The organism is Acinetobacter sp. S40 (assembly GCF_016624705.1).
Classification (GTDB): Bacteria; Pseudomonadota; Gammaproteobacteria; order Pseudomonadales; family Moraxellaceae; genus Acinetobacter.
This window is the reverse complement of record NZ_JACVTU010000012.1, coordinates 49,303-68,381: the sequence shown is the minus strand read 5'-3', so window position 1 is coordinate 68,381 and position 19,079 is coordinate 49,303. Positions and strand designations below refer to the sequence as shown.

Here is a 19,079-nt window from a genome sequence, read left to right as displayed (position 1 = left end):
AACAATAAGAGATGACGACTATGAATGATTATTCTGACTTAACCGCCACAGAGCTTTTAAAAGAGTTACATCATTTTTTTATGATCGATACTAATCAAGAAGAGTATTCAGGATTATGGGTGCAGGAAAAAGTCAATTTTGATAAACATTATTGGCTAGATGAGGATCGTAAAGTTGAATTGATTAAAGAGACATTATCCATGCATCCGCATCAATCTGCTAATTATCGTATTACGTTATTACAAGATGCTGAGCGGATTACACTCCTGGATTATGATGGTGTTAATAAAAAAATCAAAATCTTCCGCCGTGGACAGTGGATTAATCGCTTATATAAATATTTGTACCAAAAAGAGCGTTATTATTTGGAGCAAATGGCTGAAAATCCTAATTTTGCAATGATTGAATATTAATTCAGCTATAAACTTAGATCGTATTATTGAGCAAAGTTGAGTTTACTTATTAGACTTTAATGTAATTTACTTATAAAAAAGATGGCTTTTTTGCCATCTTTTTTATGCAAGACTTACAAAATAATTTATCTTATTTTGAGTGAATTTTGTACAAAAACAAATGTTTGAATATTTATTTTAAAAATAATTATATCTTGAAATATGACTGTAAAGTTAAGAAAAACCTACAAAAAATTTTAAGTTTCTTTTCAGATTTGATTAGTATAACGGACACTGTTAAAAGCCTGATGGATTTCTGTCAAAAAGCAATGGATTGTGGTCAGTAGAAAAGACATTTTCGACGAGACAAAGCCTTCAGAAAATAACCCGAATTGAAAGATGATATTTCTATGCAAACACGCTTTCCCTTGCAAACTTTAACTTTGAGCATTTCATTATTGTTCAGTTCTATTGGAATAAGTTATGCCCATGCAGAATCGGTAACCACTGATCTTCCTACAGCATCGGAGATACCAGCTGTGACTGATCCTCATACAGGTGAAGCACCAGAAGAAGAACCACAAATTGATGTGTCAACTTTAACAATTATTGGTTATCACGAAATTACATCTAAAGAAGCTGTTATTCCAGATTATGCTGTGACTCCACAGCGTTTTGAAATGCATTTGGATTGGCTGATTAAAAATGGTTATCACTTTATAAGTGTAGATCAATTAATTAAAGCCAATGAAGGTAAACTTAAATTACCTCCAAAACCTGTTTTATTGACTGTGGATGATGGTTATCAATCTTTCTATCAATATGCATACCCAATTTTAAAAGCTCGAAAAATCCCTGCGGTTTTGGCGGTGGTGGGTAAATGGCTTGAAGTTAAGCCGAATAAAATGGTGCAGTTTGGTGATGAAAAGCTGGACCGTAGCAAATTATTAAGCTGGAAAGAAATTAAAGAAATGCAGGATAGTGGCCTGATTGAAATTGGCAGCCACAGTTATGATCTTCATCATGGAGTAAATGGTAATCCTCAGGGTAATTCTGAACCCGCGGCTACAACGCGTATTTATGATGCAAAAACTAAAACTTATGAGTCGGATCGTGCTTATGAAAAACGCATTAGTGACGATTTAAAGAAAAATATTGAAATATTTAAGGCAAATGGCATTCGTGCGCCACGCGTTATGGTTTGGCCGTATGGTCGCTATAATATGGAAACCGTGCGTATTGCCAAAAAATTAGGCATGCCAATTACTATTACCCTGGATGACGGCCCTGATCACGTAAGCAAATCTTTAGGTCATTTAAGTCGTATTCTGGTGATGAAAGGTGAGAGTACCGATGATTTGGCACAGGATATTTTAACTCGCCAAATGAACCTGACGGATAATAATCGTCCGCAAAAAATTATGCATATCGATCTAGATTATATTTATGATCCTGATCCAGCTCAGATTGAGCGTAATCTAGGTCATGTTCTAGATCGAATTCGTGAATCTGGGGTAAATACCGTGTATTTGCAGGCTTTTTCTGATCCAGATGCCAATGGTTCTGCGGATATGGTGTATTTCCCAAATCGCTATATTCCAATGCGCGCCGATTTATTTAACCGTGTAGCTTGGCAGATTTCGACTCGCACTGGTGTAAATCGTGTTTATGCATGGATGCCACTCATGGCGTGGGAACTACCTAAAAATAATCCTGCCTCTAAAAAACTAGTGGTAACTCAGCAGCCGAAAAATAGCGATCATCTCAATATGGGCTACATTCGTTTAAGTCCATATTCACCAGAAGCACGTAAAGTGATTGAAGGTATTTATACAGACTTGGCAAAATATTCCACATTTGATGGTATACTATTCCATGATGATACAACATTATCTGATTATGAAGATGCCAGTCCCGATGCATTAAAGGCATATGCAAAAGCTGGTTTGCCAACGGATCTTGAAAAAATCCGTAACGATGATGCTTTGTTATCAAAATGGACGGATTTCAAAATCAAGACGATTGATAACTTTGCAATGAAGTTGGCTTCAGATGTGCGTTATTATCAGCCCTATTTAATGACTGCGCGCAATCTGTATGCGCAAGTTGCTTTATCTCCGTATGCAGAGAACTGGTATTCCCAATCTCTGGAGCAGTCACTAAAACGCTATGATTTTACTGCGATTATGGCCATGCCTTATATGGAGCAAGCAGACAATCCAACCAAGTTTTATCAGGATATTGTTAAACGTGTAAAACAATATCCGAATGGAATTAAGAAAACCGTATTTGAATTACAGGCTACTAACTGGCGCACCAATCAACCTGTGCCATCGCAGGAGCTTGTCGATACGATTCGTTCCCTGTACAGCCAGGGTGCTATGCACGTGGGATATTATCCTGATGATCCATTCAAAGATCATCCTGATACCCAGATGTTGCATGATGTATTTGCGACTAAACCTTCAAAGTTAGTCCCGTAGCAGGAATTGACCATGTCAACAACCTTACAGCATTTATGGCATTCAGCACTGAACTTTGTGTTCTATTATCCGCTGTTTATGTCATATTTGTGGATGATGGGGGCGCTGATCTTTTATTGGAAAGAGCGTAAAGAGCCCCCATATCAGCAACCTGCTGAATTAGACGTTTATCCAATGGTTGCTGTACTTATTCCTTGCTTTAATGAAGGGGATAATGCAGAAGAAACCATTAGCCATGCTTTAGGTCTGGATTATCCTAACTTTGAAGTCATTGCCATCAATGACGGAAGTTCGGATAACACAGCTGAAGTGCTTGATCGGTTGGCCGAACAGCATGAAAAATTACGTGTGGTTCATTTGGCACAAAATCAGGGTAAGGCTGTTGCATTGCAGGCAGGCAGCTTGTTGACTCAGGCTGAGTTTCTGATTGGAATTGATGGGGATGCTTTATTAGATCCTCATGCAGCTAAATGGATGATTCGTCATTTTTTGCAAGATCGAACTGTGGCTGCGGTGACAGGTAATCCTCGTATTCGTACTCGTTCAACGTTATTGGGACGGATTCAGGTGGGTGAGTTTTCCTCAATTGTGGGAATGATCAAACGTGCGCAACGTAGTTTCGGGCGTTTATTTACGGTATCGGGTGTCATTACAGCCTTTCGTAAAAGTGCCGTACATGAGGTCGGGTATTGGTCACCTAATATGTTGACTGAAGATATTGATATTACTTGGAAATTGCAACGTGCGGGCTGGGATATTCGTTTTGAACCGAATGCACTGGTCTGGATCTTAATGCCAGAAACCTTAAATGGTCTATGGAAACAGCGTTTACGCTGGGCAATGGGCGGCGCACAGGTTTTAGTCAAAAATCTGGATGTGTTTCTTAAGCCAAAACTGAATTTTTTATGGCCACTTATGTTTGAATTATGTCTGACATTGGTCTGGTCATATTTGATGTTAATTATGGCTATTCTCTGGTTACTGCATTTTATAGTGCCGCTTGGAGAATTGTCTGGAATCAGCTCGCCATTTTTACCTTATGGCAGTGGAATATTATTAGGTGCGACCTGTTTACTTCAATTTGCACTGAGCAAATGGATGGACAGCCGCTATGAACCTAATCTTGGTAAAAACTACTACTGGATGATTTGGTACCCGTTTGTGTTTTGGTTAATCACCATTACTGCTACAATCGTGGCCTTTCCTAAAGTCCTCCTTCGTGGTGACGAAAAACGCGCGCGCTGGGTCAGTCCTGACCGTGGCATGCGCATGTAGATATTAAGCATGTTTTCGAGAAAATTTCATGAAATCTAACAATTTGATTATCGACGTGCGCCATCAATTGCCATGGCACAGACGCTATGTATCAAATACCTCAACCATGATGATGTGGGGCGCGTGGTTACTTTTGTGGCGTCCATTTATTTTGGTCTGGGCTTTAATTGAGCTGGAAAAAAGTCATCTGATTCATCAGATTTTCCATGCCTTAAGTCTTGGACTGGAACATGGCATTACTTCCCTGATTGCTTGTGCAGTGGCACTTTTGCTATGGAGTAATTATATTCCTGCAAAAAGTGTTAAACGACTGCATGAAAAAGATGTGACGGATTATGCACGTTATTTTGAACTGGATGAAACCCAAATTCATCATGGACGTGCACAAAAAATTAGTGTGGTGCATCATGATGAGACTGGTCGGATCACACATATCGATTAAATGATTGGGTCAATTAGATTAAAATGACAAATGCCAGTTTGTTGTATAACAAGCTGGCATTTACATTGGTCGCATGTATTTACATGGATACTGTATAAGTCAGTCGTAGTGAAACATAAGCTGTGAGTGGTTTATTTATAATACGTCAAATATCAATGATGGCCGATCATTAGTCAGCCTACCTCATGAAATGGAATTTATCAGGATCATGCAACTCAAAGATGAAGATATCTCGTAATGGATAAGTTTACCAAACTTAATGCAGTTGAAAGCATTCGCGGGTTGGCTTGTCTGGCGGTGGTATTTTCGCATCTCAGCTTAAGTTTTTATCCTTATTTACATCATTTTGATGAACATGATGTTGCTCGTAATACGTTAGTGCATTTTATTCATCATTCGCCTTTTGCATTTTGGTATTCTGGCACTGCTGCGGTTTATGTATTTTTTGTTTTAAGCGGCTTTATTTTGTCTTATGTGGTTTGTAATAGCCGCAACATGCAATCAAAGTTAAAATCTATGATGGTCAAACGCTATCCACGGTTAGCGATTCCAGCTTTGGGTTCCTGTATTTTACTCTGGGCGGCTTTACAGTTTAGTGATATTGATGGTTCTCAGGTACAGTATTGGTTGAAGGTTTTAGCCAGCCAAAATATTAGCTTTTCTCAAGCGATCTATGAAGGCACCATTGGCTCTTTTTTATTTGCAGAATCCAGTCTGAACTGGGTGTTATGGACGATGCAGGTCGAATTACTGGGTTCATTTTTATTATTTGGTCTGCTGTATATTTATAGTCTGGAAAAACGCTTATTTTTACCCCTCATATTACTGTTTCCGACCACTACTATTTTCTTTCAAAGCCAAGAACTGTATTTGGGATTACTGTGTTTTTTAATTGGTTCACTGATATTTCTGTATGGTCGTATCATTCGTTCATCAATACTCGCCATTTCCATATTAGCACTGGGTCTTTATTTTGCTGGGGCACATAATACAAGTTCTGCTTATCACTGGATTTATGCTTTGGTTGGAGAAAAAACTTATGAGTATTGTAATTTTCTCGCAGGGATTTTGATTGTTTATAGCATTTTAATGAATCCAATGTTATCGAAAAAGCTGGATAATCGTGTCTGTGTTTATCTCGGCAAACTGTCATTTTCTATTTATTTACTTCATTTACTTTTAATGTATTGTGTATGTTTACCCGTATTTAATTGTTTTATGGCTTTAGGCTGGGGCTACGACTCAGCTGCAATTTGCTCGATTTTAATATTCTTTATTGCATTGATCCTTTTTGCTGATTTATATAGCCGCTATGTCGATGCCTTGGCAATTAATATAAGTAATCGTTTATCCGACTGGGTCTTAAAATAATCCGTTTAGCGAATAGAAATCATTTGCGTAGACTCAGAAACATTTCATAATAGTGCTTTCCATTTTTTGACGTAAAGAGCATGTCTCCACTTGAGATTGTTGCAGTGATTATCAGCGTGATTGGTGTGGCTTTAACCATTAAACGTAATATGTGGTGCTGGTGGTTCAATTTTTTAGCTTTCGTTTTGTATGCTTATTTATTTTTTACGTTTAAGTTGTATGGCGAAACCATTTTGCAGTTTTTCTTTATGGTGGTGAACTTTTACGGGTTTTATCATTGGTTGAAAGGTAAACAAGTCGATCATGACATTCGAATTGAAGCTATTTCTGTTAAATTGGTGATTTTTCAGATGTCACTTGCCGCAGTGGCAGGGATTGTTTTCGGACTCACATTAAAGCATTTTACCGATGCCGCCGTACCAATGCTGGATTCTCAGCTGGCCGCGTTTAGTTTGTTAGCGACCTATTGGACTAGTCGTAAACACATTGCGACATGGATTTTGTGGGTTTTTGTCGACATTGTTTATGTTGGCATGTTTATTTATAAAGATTTATATCTTACTGCGGGCTTATATGCAGCATTTGTGGGGATGGCTGCTTTTGGCTGGTGGCAATGGGAACAAGTAAAACGTAAGCAGCAGATTCAATTATCGATATGACGATTATTATTCTGGAACAGCATAAACAGCAATGTTTTGACCAATTAGCCGAAAAAATTTGCCAAACACCTGAGCATTATCTGGATTTTGATTCTGTGTCCGATGTATACAAAGCAAAATGGTTAAATGATTTTCCACAAGGTACAACTTGGGCAGTCTCGGGGTTAGATGATGGTGCGGAAGAATTTTGTATTATAATTCAATACAAATTAAAAAAATTAAACATCGAAATATATCATGGGTATTACAAGATTAATATGAATGTATGAAATATCAATGCCAATTGCGAATTAAACTAGAGAAAGTTGAATCATAAAGGTGAGATGAGATGGCAGAGAAACTGGTAATCATGTTTCATGGGGTTGGGAGTAATGGGCGAGACTTATTGCCGATTGCACAATATTGGCAACGCCAGATCGAAGGTTTAAGCATTGCTTCTCCAAATGCTCCTTTTCCCTTTATGCAGAGTCATGAAGTTTTTCAATGGTTCAGTCTAACCGGCATTACAGAAGAAAATCGTTTTGAGCGCATCGAACAGGCACGCGAGTATTTTGATCAGACAGTCCAGCGAATTTTGGATGAACACGATTTTAAAGATAAAATCGATCAGGTTGTATTCTGTGGTTTCTCACAAGGAACCATTATGTCTCTGGATGCAGTCGCTTCGGGTCGCTGGCCAATTGCAGGCGTAATTGGCTTTTCGGGTCGTTTGGCTTCACCGATTGAAGCGAATGCTAATCAGTCTGCTAAAATTACGCTAATGCATGGTGAAGCGGATGAAGTTATTCCTGTTTATGAAAGTCAGGATGCGTTTAAAGCACTACGTGAAGCAGGTTTTAATGTTGAACTAGAAATTTATCAAGGCTTGGGACATTCAGTGAATGAACTAGAGCTTAAGCGTGGTTTGGAGTTTCTCAAATCACTTTAAAGAATCAAAGCTCGTGGTTATTCACGAGCTTTTTGATAGGTTTGAATGATGAGGGTTTACGGTTTTTGAAGGCTCAAATTTCTTTTTAAATATTACTGCCGTTAGGCAAGCCATGATTGCCAATGTAAAAATATAGTACATGGCACCGATCTTACTGTATTGGCTTAATATCTGAATAAAGGGGAGGGTTAATCCACCCACAATCGCATAAGACACATTATATGAAAATGAAATACCTGAAAAACGAATAGGTGCAGGGAACATTTTGACCATACTGCATGACACCATGCCCACCGTTCCTGAGCACAAACCAAGTAGCATATATAATATGAAAATGGTGGTGTGGTTAGCATGTCCAAGACTGTTATAAAAAACCGCCGCCATAATAGCCAAGGCAGTTGCTCCAGCCATCATGACTTTGGCGCAGCCAAAACGATCTGCCAATGTTCCAGCCAGAATACAGCCCATCATTTGCATGATAATAGCCGCACTTTGCATTTTAAACGCACTAGCACGATCAAAGCCAAAAACGGTGGTAAGCAAATTAGGCATTGCCAGAATGATCACGACGACACAAGCCGTTAAAAACCATGTAAATAACATGCCAATAACAACTGCTTCTTTATGATTGACCAAGACTTGTTTGACAGGCAATTCCTTGGACAATTGTTTACGGGCTTGCATGGCTTTAAATACAGGTGTTTCTTTCAAGTAACTGCGTAAATATAAGGCAAATAATCCAAAAACTCCCCCTGCGATAAAGGCAATTCGCCATGCCCACTCATGTATGACCGTTTCAGTAAACTGCAATGAAATCCATAAAGACATCAGTGCACCAAGTAATATTCCTAAAGACAAACCTGCGGTTAATAAACCATTTGCGAGTCCAATGCGCTGTTCATGAACATGTTCAGAGACGAATGTCCATGCAGCAGGAATTTCACCCCCAATAGCGATACCTTGTATTACACGCATAAACAATAATAAGACGGGCGCTAAATAACCGATTGTTTCAAATGTAGGCAGAATGCCGATCACTAATGTGGGGAGTGCCATTAACAAAATAGACAGGGAAAAAAGCCGTTTACGTCCAACCAGATCACCAAAATGTGCCATGACCACGCCGCCTAATGGGCGGAAAAAATAGCCTGCTGCAAAAATACCATAGGTATTTAACATCGCCCAAAAAGGACTTAGAGTACTTGGAAAAAATAAATCCGAAATGATCTTTGCATAAAATACATAAATGACAAAATCATAAAATTCTAGTGCGCCACCCAATGAGGAAAGTGCAAGTGTACGTTTATCCTGACGGGAAAGATGGGGAGTAGCATCCATGCTGGAATGATTCAATGAATAAAATAAGTGAATTGATATTACTTGAAATTTAAATGAAAAGTAAATCATTCACGATCTGTAAAAGTAACAAGAACTTGGAAACTAAATGTAGATGAACTATTGCCCGTTATAAACGTACAAAATACGGGATAATAGATAAGAGGATTCCCATGATACTCAGCAGTGTTATATTTTCAACGAAATAAGGAAAAATCATGAGCACCAAGCCACATACGAAAGGCACAATCACTTTTTGCTTTTTTCCATATAAAAAATAGCCTAAGCCAATACAGCTAAAGATGAGTCCTAACAAAAGTTGCGTGGTATTCATGGCTTCGATTTCTATGTATTTTTCTATCATCCAGCTTAGAAGTTAAAGCTGAATACAAGATTAAGTGAATACTAATTTTTTAAAAATAGCCCATAATAAATCTCACATGGCTCGTTTTGAGAAGTGAATATTTCAACTGATTTTGGGATATTTTAAAAACAATAAATTTTTAGACAGTGATATTGCACTTTACTTGCTATGGTGAAGTTTCAGTCGCAAAATATCAATCAAATAACCATAGGTCTGTGAGATGAACACCATTTTACCTGTTGCTCAACGTGGCGAAGCAGTCTTAACTATTCAGGCGGCATCTGTAGCTGACTCAGAATTTAATAGTGAATGGTTGATGCAGCTCGCTGCTGCCATGCATAATACTATGCTGCAACGAAATGGTGTCGGTATTGCTGCACCACAAGTGTATATTTCCAAAAGAATTATTATCGTGGCTTCGCGGCCGAATCTCCGTTATCCAGATGCGCCTGAAATGGATGCTGTGGTGATGGTGAATCCTGAAATTTTAGAATTTTCTCATGAAACGTGTCTGGGTGAAGAAGGCTGTCTCAGTGTGCCAAATGCTCGTGGAGAAGTAGAACGTGCTTATTCAGTCAAAGTGCGTTATCAGTCTTTACAGGGAGAATGGTACGAAACTAACTATGCGGGGTTTCCTGCGCGTATTGTGCAACATGAAGTGGATCATTTGAATGGCATCTTATTTGTAGAACGGGTGATTTAGTCGTTTACATTTTTAAAATTCTATGATGAATGGAAAGATCCTTAAATTGCTATATATGTATTTTAAGAGTTTCTGATTGAAAATCATTACAAAAGATATAATTTTAATATTATCAATACCCTGTACGATAAAAATTAAATAACAAATGAAGAATAGTGCAGGTTAATTGTTATGAAAACGCCTCTTCCAGATTATTTGGCCCACGTTTTAGATGCTTGCGATATAGATAACAGCGGACATTTGGCTGATTATATTCCAGAGTTAGCAAATGCTAATCCAGATCGATTGGCTTTAGCCATGTCCACTGTCGATGGCGAGATTTATTCTGTCGGAGATGATGAAATTGAATTTACCATTCAGTCAATGTCTAAACCGTTTACCTATGCCTATGTATTGCAACAAATGGGAATTGATGCAGTGTTGGAAAAAGTGGGTGTTGAACCTTCAGGAGAGGCATTTAATGAAATTTCACTGGGGAAAGATAGTCGTCCAAAAAACCCGATGATTAACTCTGGTGCAATTACTACGCATTCTCTGATTCCAGTTAAAGAGGGTCTGCCAAGTGCAGAAATTTTACGTGAGTTTATGAGTGAGTTAGCAGGGCGTAAATTAAGTTTTGATGATTCCGTTTATTGCTCTGAAATTAAAACAGCTTACCGTAATTTGTCGATCGGTTATATGCTAAGAACAGTTGGCATTCTGGAAGCAGATCCTGTTGATATTGTGAATGGTTATATTCGCCAATGTTCAATTCTGGTCACAGTCAAAGATCTTGTTCGGATGGGAAGTGTTTTTGCAAATGGCGGGGTTGATCCTAAAACTGGGAAGCGCCTATTAAACCGTTCAGTGGTACGCCAAGTCCTCAGTGTAATGATGAGTTGTGGTATGTATGATGCCGCAGGTGACTGGTTAACAACCGTGGGTATTCCAGCCAAAAGTGGAGTGGCTGGTGGCATATTGGGTGTATTACCAGGGCAGGTTAGTATCGCCGTTTTTTCACCAAAACTGGATGTACATGGCAATAGTATACGCGGGATTGATATGATGGAACGGTTATCACGTGATATGGGATTACATTTGATGGAAGGTACGCCTTCGGCACAAACCATAGTACAAAGTCATTATCGAACTGGAAAAAATGCATCGCTGAGTGTATATGTGCTGCGTGGTGTGTTGAAGTTTACCGAAGCTGAAATGTTATTACGTACTTTTCAACACGAGCCTGTAGATAAAAGCACAATTATCATTGATCTGACCCAAATTTCACTCATCCATGAGGTGGGTAAACGAATGTTTCTGGAAGGCATGGATCGGTTAATTGATGACGGTCATAGCTTACTTTTGGTTGATCCTGAACAGCGTCTTGATCATGCTCGAACTCATAAAGACCGAGTGTTACATGTTTATCAGGACATGGATGATTTAATGCAAAATCAGGAAGATTTTTCTGATTAAATGAGGTCGCTTTATCGTATCTCAGTTCTAAATTGTTGTGGGGTCTTGCCTAAATGGCGTTTGAACATGGCACTGAATGCACTGGCATTGGCATATCCTAAAGACTCAGAAATCTGACTTACAGATAATCCATCTGCAATTTTGCTTAAAGCCAATGCGATATGCATTTGTTGAATCCATGCACGATAAGAAAGCCCTGTTTCTTTCTGAAACATACGCATTAGCGTGCGTGAACTAGTGCCAATTTCATCGGCCCATGTATTTAAATCTTTTAATTGATTTGGCGATTGCAAAAGTGTTTCACAAATCTTAATCAGGCGTTTTTCTTTAGGCCACGGGATTTGTACGGCTAAAGAATTAGCTCTTTGAATTTCATTAAAAATAATAATTTGTAGAGCATGGGAAATTTCCTGTGAAATAGAAGGATCACTTTTTCGAAGCTGATCGAGTTCATTAAAACGAATGAGTAATTCATGTAATAAATTACTCACTCGAATTAAAAAACAATTTTTTCCCATAGCTTTAGCTGCATTTTCTTCCACCAAAGCGGTGTTTAATTGAACATGACTTAAGGAAATAACACTATGTTCAACACGTGGAGGAATCCATAATGCACACATGGGTGGCATAATCCAGACTTGATGGCCTGTAAAAACTTGAATTGCGCCCTTAGAGGCATACAGAAGCTGTGCCTGTAAATGTGCATGGGCGTATGTCACTTCTCGATAGCGATGTTCTGAGGAAAGCCCGATCATTAATTCAGAGGGTACAAGAGAAAGAGTCATATGAAAAAAAGAAAATGTCACTTATACAATGATTATTGGAAGATAGCTGTATAAGCGACACATTACAATAGCAACATTAGTTAAACAATGATTGGAGTTTCTTGGGATGACGTCTTCAATACCGTTGAAAGAAAATGTCGTGGAAAGTGTGGCTGTAAATACTCAGCCGCAAGTGATGATAATTAAAGTTGTAGGTGCTGTAGCCATTGCACATTTACTCAACGATTTGATTCAGGCAGTACTTCCTGCAATTTATCCAATGCTCAAAGCTAACTTTGCTTTGAGTTTTACCCAAGTTGGTCTGATTTCATTGGTTTATCAGGTAACTGCATCATTATTACAACCTTGGATTGGGCTTTATACCGATAAACATCCAAAACCTTATCTATTGCCACTGGGTATGTGTGTGACGTTTCTTGGCATTTTGTTGCTCGCATTTTCGCCAACTTTTACGATATTGTTGGTCGCATCAGCTTTGATAGGGGTCGGTTCATCGACCTTTCATCCTGAAGCCTCAAGAGTGGCACGTATGGCTTCGGGCGGACGTTTTGGTACAGCTCAATCTACGTTTCAGGTCGGTGGTAATACAGGCACTGCAATTGGGCCTTTATTGGCTGCCCTGATTATTGTGCCATTTGGCCAGCATGCTGTAGCTTGGTTAGTAATTTTTGCATTATTGGCAATCTGGATCCTGACTCGTGTTAGCCAATGGACGATACATCATGCCAAAACTCAAGCTGTTTCGCGTATTGTCAATGCCAGTAGTAAATTGCATGGCCGTCAATTAACGCTGGCTATTGGCACGATTTGTTTATTGATGTTTGCTAAATTTACTTATATTGCCAGTATTAGTAACTATTTTACTTTTTATCTTATTCATAAATTCCATGTGAGCTTGCAAACAGCACAACTCCATTTATTTGCCTTCTTGGCAGCTGTTGCAGTGGGAACATTTGCAGGCGGGCCTATTGGCGATAAAATTGGGCGTAAAGCTGTAATTTGGGTCTCTTTTGCTGGCATGGCACCATTTGCCTTGATGATGCCCTATGCCGATTTATTCTGGACGACGATTCTTTCGATTATTGCGGGGTTAGTATTGTCTTCGGCTTTTGCTGCGATGGTGGTATATGCTCAGGAAGCGGTTCCGGGACGTGTTGGAATGATTTCAGGATTAATGTTTGGTTTAATGTTTGGAGTGAGTGGGATTGCTGCGGCAGGACTTGGGCATTTAGCAGATGTAAACGGGATTGAATGGGTCTTCAAATTATGTTCGTATTTGCCATTACTTGGCTTGGCAACATTCTTTTTACCAAAGACTCATGTGAAATAGTTCTTTGGAAATCTTTTATGGATCTCTCAATCTCATCAGGTTGAGAGATTTTTTAATCATATTATTCATAAATAGTGCAAATCGGTTGTAGACTATCAGTGAGCAAGATTTGTGCTATTCCACTTTCTTGATAGAGATTAATATATAATAAAAAAATGTGTAATGTTATGGACCCTAGCTATGAAATCTGAATTCTATCAAGGTAAAGTTAAGCAATACGATGCAAAAAAAGGATTTGGATTTATTGGCGCATTAGACCAAGATATCTTTTTTCATATTTCTGACTTTCCGCTTGAAGACGGTGAGCCGAAGCGAAACGAGCGCGTAAAGTTCAAAGTGATCGAGAATAATGGCAAATACAGAGCAGTGAAAATCGAGAGAGTAATTGATCAGTCTACCAAAGCTAAAAAATCCAGAGCTGTGGAAAATAATCAATCGATTACGAATGCATTACTGGGTAGTTTTAGAAAATAATTTATATTTTTTAAAGCGTTGTATTTGATGGCGTTTTTGGGCTATTAGTTTGTTAGCATAACATTAGAAAATATTCTAAAACTTTATTCTGGATTTCAATAGCCCTTCCTTTATTTTAGTCCTGATATCGTGATGCCATTCTTAGTTAGCATTTTTATAAATAGAGAAATGTGTTTTTAGAACTTCATTAGAAAGGGAGTTTTTGCGTTCTTTTGTCTAAGATGAGCTGAGTAAACTAGAATCTTTAAAGTGTTAAATAACCAAATTCAGCTTAATCAAAACGATAAATATCCATACCCAAAGCGCCCATAGAAAAACTGCTATGCACAATTGAAAAACGATTACCCGCACCCATTGCAAAAAATAGGGGAGCAAAATGTTCGAGAGTAGGGTGGTTTCGTTCAATGTAGGGAATATCTGGCCAGTTCAGCACAGCATCATAATCTTGATGGGTCAGTTTATTCACCACATAATTGCGAAATGAAGAAGCCCATTCTGGAATATGCTGCGCATTTCCATCCCATGATAATTCTGCCAAATTATGCGTGATGCTGCCTGATCCAATTAAAAGAATCTGGCGTTCACGTAATGGAGCAAGGACTTTGCCAATTTGATAAATTTCATCTGCATTCATATTCATGGGTAATGAAATTTCAACAACAGCAATATCTGCATCTGGATACATATGTAACAATGGCATCCACACTCCATGATCACGTGGTCGAGTGCTATTGGCATGAGCAGGAATATGATGTTCAGCCAATATTTTCAGGATTTCTTCAGCCAGTTCTGGTTGCCCCGGAGCGGGATAATGAATTTGATATAATTCTTGGGGAAAGCCTCGAAAGTCATGCCATGTTTGTGGGCGGGTTGATGTACTAATTTCCAGTGACTGACTTTCCCAATGTGCAGACATGATTACAATAGCTTGGGGTTTGGGTAAATTAAAACTCAGACGATGCAAAGCAGGCCCAACTTGTTCAGGATCAAGCGCAAGCATGGGGGAACCATGAGAAATAAATAGCCCCGGAAGTGTTTGTAGATTCATGCTGCTAACCTCATGCATATCAATTTATCTTGCCAAAGAAATATCGCTTTGGTTTAATGATTTTGTTTCAAACTATTGGTCAAGCCCGATGATAGGGATGATTGTGATTGATACTCATAGCGCGATAAAGTTGCTCAATCAGCAAAATCCGAACCAAAGGGTGAGGCATTGTTAGTTTAGATAACGACCAATGCCACGCAGCAGCTTGGCGCACTTGATCGGATAGTCCATCAGGGCCGCCAATCGCCAAAGCCACATCGTTCCCTTCGAGCATCCATGATTTCATGGTATCAGCAAGTTTTTCGGTACTTAACTCACGCCCACCTACTTCTAGTGCAATCAAGGTTTCATTCGGTTTTAATGCATTGAGAATGCTTTCACCTTCGATTTGGCAATATTTTAAAATATCCGCTTCTGAATCATTCTTACCCCGTTTAGCCATTGCAAGCTCAATGACTTGGGTTTGAACAAAAGGCTGAATCCTTTTGAAATAATCTTCAAATCCTGTCAAGACCCATGCTGGCATTTTTTGACCTATAGTCAGAATTCGGATTTTCATAATATGGCTCAATGGCAAATGCGAACGGGTATAAGTATAGCGGGGATATAATCCTGCTTCATGCGGATTATGATTTTACTCGATTGAATGTTTAAGGCTTAAGCAAATAGTTGACATTCATAAAAATTAATAAAAAAACGCAGTCCTAGAAAGTGTGAAGGACTGCGATTAAAAGATCATCTGTCTGGAGAATCAGATGACCATACCAAAAATTCAATAAAAAATGAAAATCATGAACCCTTAATTTTATTATGGGTGTTATTGGTTAATTTTCAACCTAATTAATGTAAAAAAAGAGAGCCTAAGCTCTCTTTTTCATGAGTTCATAAGGAGATTAATGACGTGCAGCTTTTGACTCTTCTACAGGTTTAACAATTGGTGTTTTAGCCAATGGTTTAGGCTGCTCGGTTAAAGCAAGAGGTAGAATCTCATCGATACTTTTCACTGCTTTAATTTCCAGACCTTCTTTGACATTATCTGGAATTTCAGCCAAATCACGTACGTTATCCTGTGGGATAAATACTAATTTGATACCACCGCGGTGGGCTGCCAAAAGTTTCTCTTTCAATCCACCAATACGCAATGCATTACCACGTAAAGAGGTTTCACCTGTCATCGCAATATCGGCACGAATTGGAATCCCTGTAAATGCAGAAACCAACGCAGTCGTTAAGGCTAGACCAGCAGAAGGGCCATCTTTAGGGGTAGCACCTTCTGGCAAGTGAACGTGAACATCAGTTTCTTCAAAGCGAGATGCTTCAATACCAAGTTCATCTGCACGAGTACGTACTACAGTCATTGCCGCAGTAATGGATTCTTTCATTACATCACCGAGTGAACCAGTTGTAATGAATTTACCTTTACCTTTTACTGCTGCTACTTCAATAGTAAGTAGCTCACCGCCGACTGAAGTCCATGCCAAGCCATTAACGCGACCTATTTGAGCTTCATCTTCCGCCATGCCGTAGTCAAATTTATGCGCACCCAAATAATCTGGTAGATTTTCACCAGTTACATCAATGTGCAAGTTCTTCGACTTCTTACTCACAGCTTCTTTCACGACTTTACGTGCGATCTTCGATACTTCACGCTCTAAACTACGCACACCAGCTTCACGTGTGTAGCGACGAACGATATCTCGAATCGCTTCTTCATGAACAGTCAATTCACTGCTACGCAAGCCATTGTCTTTAATTGCTTTCGGCACAAGATAACGCTCAGCAATATTGACTTTTTCTTCCTCGGTATAACCCGGCAAGCGAATGACTTCCATACGATCAAGTAAAGCTTCTGGAATATTCATACTGTTGGCAGTACAGATAAACATCACTTCTGACAAATCTAGATCAAGATCTAAGTAATGATCATTAAATTTGCTATTTTGTGATGGATCAAGTACTTCAAGCAATGCAGAAGCTGGATCACCACGATAATCCTGTGCCATTTTGTCAATTTCATCGAGTAGGAATAATGGATTCTTTACTCCAACTTTGGTCAATGACTGCACGATTTTACCTGGCATCGCTCCAATATAAGTACGACGGTGACCACGAATTTCAGCTTCATCACGTACACCGCCTAAGGCCATACGCACAAACTCACGTCCTGTGGCCTTCGCGATAGACTCACCTAGTGAAGTTTTACCCACACCTGGAGGACCAACCAGACACAAAATCGGACCGCGGAGTTTTTTCACACGAGACTGAACTGCTAGATATTCCACAATACGGTCTTTTACATCGTCTAGACCATAGTGATCAGCATCCAGAATTTCCTGTGCTTTTTTCAGATTAATGCTGACTTTACTTGCAGTATTCCAAGGTGTATCCAGAATGACTTCAAGATAGTTACGCACCACAGCAGCTTCACTCGAAGCGGGCTGCATCGCTTTTAATTTACGAAATTCTGCCTCAGCTTTTTTGCGTACATGCTCTGGCAAATCAGCCTCGACAAGACGTTTTTCAATTTCAGCAACGTCGTCTTCAGCACCACCATTCATATCGGAAAGTTCACGTTGAATTACTTTCATTTTTTCATTTAGAAAGTATTCACGCTGATTTTTTTCCATTTGACGTTTAACGTTGTCATGCAATGTTTGCTCAATTTGCTGTTCAGCAGATTGTTGAGTTAAATATGTGGTTAACTCTTGCAAATGCGTTTCAAACTCGTCATTTTCCAGAAACTTTTGTTTCACATCAATATTTAATGGTACACGAGTTGCGACAAAGAACATCAGCTGTAGCAAGTCTTCGATTTTATTCGCAGCAGTCACCAGTTCACGGGCATTACGTAGTTTTGCTTCTGCATATTGAGCAAATAAAGTACGCAATTCCTGCAAACGAGTTTCCTGGTCATTTTTATCCATACTGACCGTCATTGGACTTAATTGATGTTCAGCAGTTAAATGACTATCTTCATCAATAATCTTGGTCAGTTTTGAACGATATAGACCTTCAATTAAAACCTTAATACAGTTTTCATCATTTTCGTGATTCACAACTTGCACAATCTTCGCGACAGTACCATATTGATAAAGGTTGTCGTGATCAATTTCTTCGGTAAGAGAATCTTTTTGTGCAACTACAAATACTAAATTGTCACTGTTACGAGCCACATCCACTGCATTGATCGATTTTTCACGACCCACGAATAGCGCAATTTGCATGTGTGGATAAACCACAACATCACGCAACGCTAAAAGCGGTAATACACTTGGAACCTGAGGCTCTAAGGTTTCTATATTCATAATATTTTCAGACATGGGCACTCCTAATGAGTGACAACAATGTTGCCATGTTTTTTATAGTGATGTGTATTTTGAAAATTACAAGGGCATAAGGATAGAAAATGCAAAAAAATAAGCAAATCAGTCGGAATTACTTAAATGAAAGGCTTTGCGATTAAAATGATAAACACGATCTGGTGTGAGTAAGGCATCTAAGGGTTGATCCCAAGGTTGGCGAATCAGGTTTTGATCGAGTAATTGAAAAGAATGCGCCAAACCTAACCGAAAAGGTTTATGCGGAGCGGAGGCCAACGTTCGGTCATAAAAGCCTCCTCCCATGCCGATACGGGTTCCTCTATAATCACAGGCAAGTAAAGGCATAACTAGCAAGTCAAGATAAGATACATGATGGGCTCGATTTGCCATCGGTTCCTTCATCCCTAGCGGATGATGTGAAAAACGTTTGTTTCGATATTGCGTGCGACTCACGTTTACCCACACCAGTTGATTGTTCATATTACAAATCATGGGGAAAAAAACATCTTTATTTAATCGATAACATTCTTCAATCAACAATTTAGTATGAACTTCACCGAAAGCATGTAAATACAGACCAATTTTTTGATATTTAAACGAGGTTAAAATTTTTCTAAATAAATGATGGCATGAGACGGATGATCGATATTGCTGAAATCGGGTGAGCTGTTTGCGCTGTTGTATTAAATTTTTACGATTTTTTTTCATATTTTTA

Annotated in this window: 19 protein-coding genes; 12 read left to right on the top strand and 7 right to left on the bottom strand. The window is 38.9% G+C overall.

The features are described from left to right. Positions 1–20: 20 nt before the first annotated feature. The 8 genes from IAE19_RS13275 to IAE19_RS13240 all read left to right on the top strand — a co-directional run bounded on the left by IAE19_RS13275 (position 21) and on the right by IAE19_RS13240 (position 7,550). Entirely contained in the window at positions 21–413 is a 393-nt protein-coding gene (locus tag IAE19_RS13275; protein ID WP_200461395.1) for a hypothetical protein, read from the top strand. A 389-nt stretch (positions 414–802) separates the two neighbouring features. After that, positions 803–2,875, top strand: coding sequence for a poly-beta-1,6-N-acetyl-D-glucosamine N-deacetylase PgaB (gene pgaB, locus IAE19_RS13270; protein ID WP_200461394.1), 2,073 nt, complete (start codon positions 803–805; stop codon positions 2,873–2,875). A 12-nt stretch (positions 2,876–2,887) separates the two neighbouring features. Further along, positions 2,888–4,150 carry a poly-beta-1,6-N-acetyl-D-glucosamine synthase gene (gene pgaC / locus IAE19_RS13265; protein WP_200461393.1) on the top strand — a complete coding sequence of 421 codons (1,263 nt, stop codon included), beginning with the start codon at positions 2,888–2,890 and terminating at the stop codon, positions 4,148–4,150. A gap of 28 nt (positions 4,151–4,178) precedes the next feature. Beyond that, a complete protein-coding gene (gene pgaD, locus IAE19_RS13260; protein WP_200461392.1) occupies positions 4,179–4,592 on the top strand; it encodes a poly-beta-1,6-N-acetyl-D-glucosamine biosynthesis protein PgaD in 414 nt (137 codons plus the stop codon). Positions 4,593–4,829: 237 nt separating this feature from the next. Beyond that, positions 4,830–5,963, top strand: coding sequence for an acyltransferase family protein (locus tag IAE19_RS13255; protein WP_200461391.1), 1,134 nt, complete (start codon positions 4,830–4,832; stop codon positions 5,961–5,963). Between the two features lie 80 nt (positions 5,964–6,043). Then, the gene (gene pnuC, locus IAE19_RS13250; protein ID WP_200461390.1) at positions 6,044–6,622 is read left to right on the top strand and encodes a nicotinamide riboside transporter PnuC; all 579 of its coding nucleotides are present in this window, start codon (positions 6,044–6,046) and stop codon (positions 6,620–6,622) included. Next, a complete protein-coding gene (locus tag IAE19_RS13245) occupies positions 6,619–6,891 on the top strand; it encodes a hypothetical protein (protein WP_200461389.1) in 273 nt (90 codons plus the stop codon). Before pnuC ends, IAE19_RS13245 begins: the two co-directional genes overlap by 4 nt. Positions 6,892–6,950: 59 nt before the next feature. Next, positions 6,951–7,550 (top strand): alpha/beta hydrolase, encoded by a 600-nt coding sequence (locus IAE19_RS13240; protein WP_200461388.1) that lies wholly within the window; start codon positions 6,951–6,953, stop codon positions 7,548–7,550. A 21-nt stretch (positions 7,551–7,571) separates the two neighbouring features. On the opposite strand, the gene IAE19_RS13235 is transcribed toward IAE19_RS13240, so the two are convergent. Continuing rightward, entirely contained in the window at positions 7,572–8,888 is a 1,317-nt protein-coding gene (locus IAE19_RS13235) for an MFS transporter (RefSeq protein ID WP_200461387.1), read from the bottom strand. 127 nt (positions 8,889–9,015) lie between these two features. After that, positions 9,016–9,219: an amino acid transport protein gene (locus IAE19_RS16660; protein ID WP_227610941.1), complete on the bottom strand. Its 204-nt coding sequence runs from the start codon at positions 9,217–9,219 to the stop codon at positions 9,016–9,018. Between the two features lie 250 nt (positions 9,220–9,469). Between IAE19_RS16660 and def the strand changes: the two genes are divergently transcribed. Together def and IAE19_RS13225 are read left to right on the top strand one after the other, a co-directional pair. Then, a complete protein-coding gene (def, locus tag IAE19_RS13230; RefSeq protein WP_200461386.1) occupies positions 9,470–9,952 on the top strand; it encodes a peptide deformylase in 483 nt (160 codons plus the stop codon). Between the two features lie 171 nt (positions 9,953–10,123). Continuing rightward, the gene (locus IAE19_RS13225; RefSeq protein WP_200461385.1) at positions 10,124–11,407 is read left to right on the top strand and encodes a glutaminase; all 1,284 of its coding nucleotides are present in this window, start codon (positions 10,124–10,126) and stop codon (positions 11,405–11,407) included. Between the two features lie 11 nt (positions 11,408–11,418). Here IAE19_RS13225 and IAE19_RS13220 read toward each other — a convergent pair whose 3' ends face one another. Continuing rightward, the gene (locus IAE19_RS13220) at positions 11,419–12,192 is read right to left on the bottom strand and encodes an AraC family transcriptional regulator (RefSeq protein WP_200461415.1); all 774 of its coding nucleotides are present in this window, start codon (positions 12,190–12,192) and stop codon (positions 11,419–11,421) included. 106 nt (positions 12,193–12,298) lie between these two features. Between IAE19_RS13220 and IAE19_RS13215 the strand changes: the two genes are divergently transcribed. Together IAE19_RS13215 and IAE19_RS13210 are read left to right on the top strand one after the other, a co-directional pair. Continuing rightward, on the top strand, positions 12,299–13,522 hold the full coding sequence (locus IAE19_RS13215) for an MFS transporter (RefSeq protein ID WP_200461384.1): 1,224 nt from the start codon (positions 12,299–12,301) through the stop codon (positions 13,520–13,522). 180 nt (positions 13,523–13,702) lie between these two features. Then, a complete protein-coding gene (locus IAE19_RS13210) occupies positions 13,703–13,996 on the top strand; it encodes a cold shock domain-containing protein (RefSeq protein WP_200461383.1) in 294 nt (97 codons plus the stop codon). Between the two features lie 271 nt (positions 13,997–14,267). Here IAE19_RS13210 and IAE19_RS13205 read toward each other — a convergent pair whose 3' ends face one another. The 4 genes from IAE19_RS13205 to IAE19_RS13190 all read right to left on the bottom strand — a co-directional run bounded on the left by IAE19_RS13205 (position 14,268) and on the right by IAE19_RS13190 (position 19,072). Beyond that, positions 14,268–15,044 (bottom strand): dioxygenase, encoded by a 777-nt coding sequence (locus tag IAE19_RS13205; protein ID WP_200461382.1) that lies wholly within the window; start codon positions 15,042–15,044, stop codon positions 14,268–14,270. Between the two features lie 79 nt (positions 15,045–15,123). Further along, on the bottom strand, positions 15,124–15,603 hold the full coding sequence (gene rlmH / locus IAE19_RS13200) for a 23S rRNA (pseudouridine(1915)-N(3))-methyltransferase RlmH (protein ID WP_200461381.1): 480 nt from the start codon (positions 15,601–15,603) through the stop codon (positions 15,124–15,126). 334 nt (positions 15,604–15,937) lie between these two features. Then, entirely contained in the window at positions 15,938–18,364 is a 2,427-nt protein-coding gene (gene lon, locus IAE19_RS13195) for an endopeptidase La (RefSeq protein ID WP_200461380.1), read from the bottom strand. A 105-nt stretch (positions 18,365–18,469) separates the two neighbouring features. Then, positions 18,470–19,072, bottom strand: coding sequence for a 5-formyltetrahydrofolate cyclo-ligase (locus IAE19_RS13190; RefSeq protein WP_200461379.1), 603 nt, complete (start codon positions 19,070–19,072; stop codon positions 18,470–18,472). Between the last annotated feature and the right edge of the window lie 7 nt (positions 19,073–19,079).

Excerpts from the sequence above, each read along its gene's own strand:
- IAE19_RS13275 (WP_200461395.1), top strand. The coding sequence starts at position 21 with ATGAATGATTATTCTGACTTAACCGCCACAGAGCTTTTAAAAGAGTTA.
- pgaB (WP_200461394.1), top strand. The coding sequence starts at position 803 with ATGCAAACACGCTTTCCCTTGCAAACTTTAACTTTGAGCATTTCATTA.
- pgaC (WP_200461393.1), top strand. The coding sequence starts at position 2,888 with ATGTCAACAACCTTACAGCATTTATGGCATTCAGCACTGAACTTTGTG.
- pgaD (WP_200461392.1), top strand. The coding sequence starts at position 4,179 with ATGAAATCTAACAATTTGATTATCGACGTGCGCCATCAATTGCCATGG.
- IAE19_RS13255 (WP_200461391.1), top strand. The coding sequence starts at position 4,830 with ATGGATAAGTTTACCAAACTTAATGCAGTTGAAAGCATTCGCGGGTTG.
- pnuC (WP_200461390.1), top strand. The coding sequence starts at position 6,044 with ATGTCTCCACTTGAGATTGTTGCAGTGATTATCAGCGTGATTGGTGTG.
- IAE19_RS13245 (WP_200461389.1), top strand. The coding sequence starts at position 6,619 with ATGACGATTATTATTCTGGAACAGCATAAACAGCAATGTTTTGACCAA.
- IAE19_RS13240 (WP_200461388.1), top strand. The coding sequence starts at position 6,951 with ATGGCAGAGAAACTGGTAATCATGTTTCATGGGGTTGGGAGTAATGGG.
- IAE19_RS13235 (WP_200461387.1), bottom strand. The coding sequence starts at position 8,888 with ATGGATGCTACTCCCCATCTTTCCCGTCAGGATAAACGTACACTTGCA.
- IAE19_RS16660 (WP_227610941.1), bottom strand. The coding sequence starts at position 9,219 with ATGAATACCACGCAACTTTTGTTAGGACTCATCTTTAGCTGTATTGGC.
- def (WP_200461386.1), top strand. The coding sequence starts at position 9,470 with ATGAACACCATTTTACCTGTTGCTCAACGTGGCGAAGCAGTCTTAACT.
- IAE19_RS13225 (WP_200461385.1), top strand. The coding sequence starts at position 10,124 with ATGAAAACGCCTCTTCCAGATTATTTGGCCCACGTTTTAGATGCTTGC.
- IAE19_RS13220 (WP_200461415.1), bottom strand. The coding sequence starts at position 12,192 with ATGACTCTTTCTCTTGTACCCTCTGAATTAATGATCGGGCTTTCCTCA.
- IAE19_RS13215 (WP_200461384.1), top strand. The coding sequence starts at position 12,299 with ATGACGTCTTCAATACCGTTGAAAGAAAATGTCGTGGAAAGTGTGGCT.
- IAE19_RS13210 (WP_200461383.1), top strand. The coding sequence starts at position 13,703 with ATGAAATCTGAATTCTATCAAGGTAAAGTTAAGCAATACGATGCAAAA.
- IAE19_RS13205 (WP_200461382.1), bottom strand. The coding sequence starts at position 15,044 with ATGAATCTACAAACACTTCCGGGGCTATTTATTTCTCATGGTTCCCCC.
- rlmH (WP_200461381.1), bottom strand. The coding sequence starts at position 15,603 with ATGAAAATCCGAATTCTGACTATAGGTCAAAAAATGCCAGCATGGGTC.
- lon (WP_200461380.1), bottom strand. The coding sequence starts at position 18,364 with ATGTCTGAAAATATTATGAATATAGAAACCTTAGAGCCTCAGGTTCCA.
- IAE19_RS13190 (WP_200461379.1), bottom strand. The coding sequence starts at position 19,072 with ATGAAAAAAAATCGTAAAAATTTAATACAACAGCGCAAACAGCTCACC.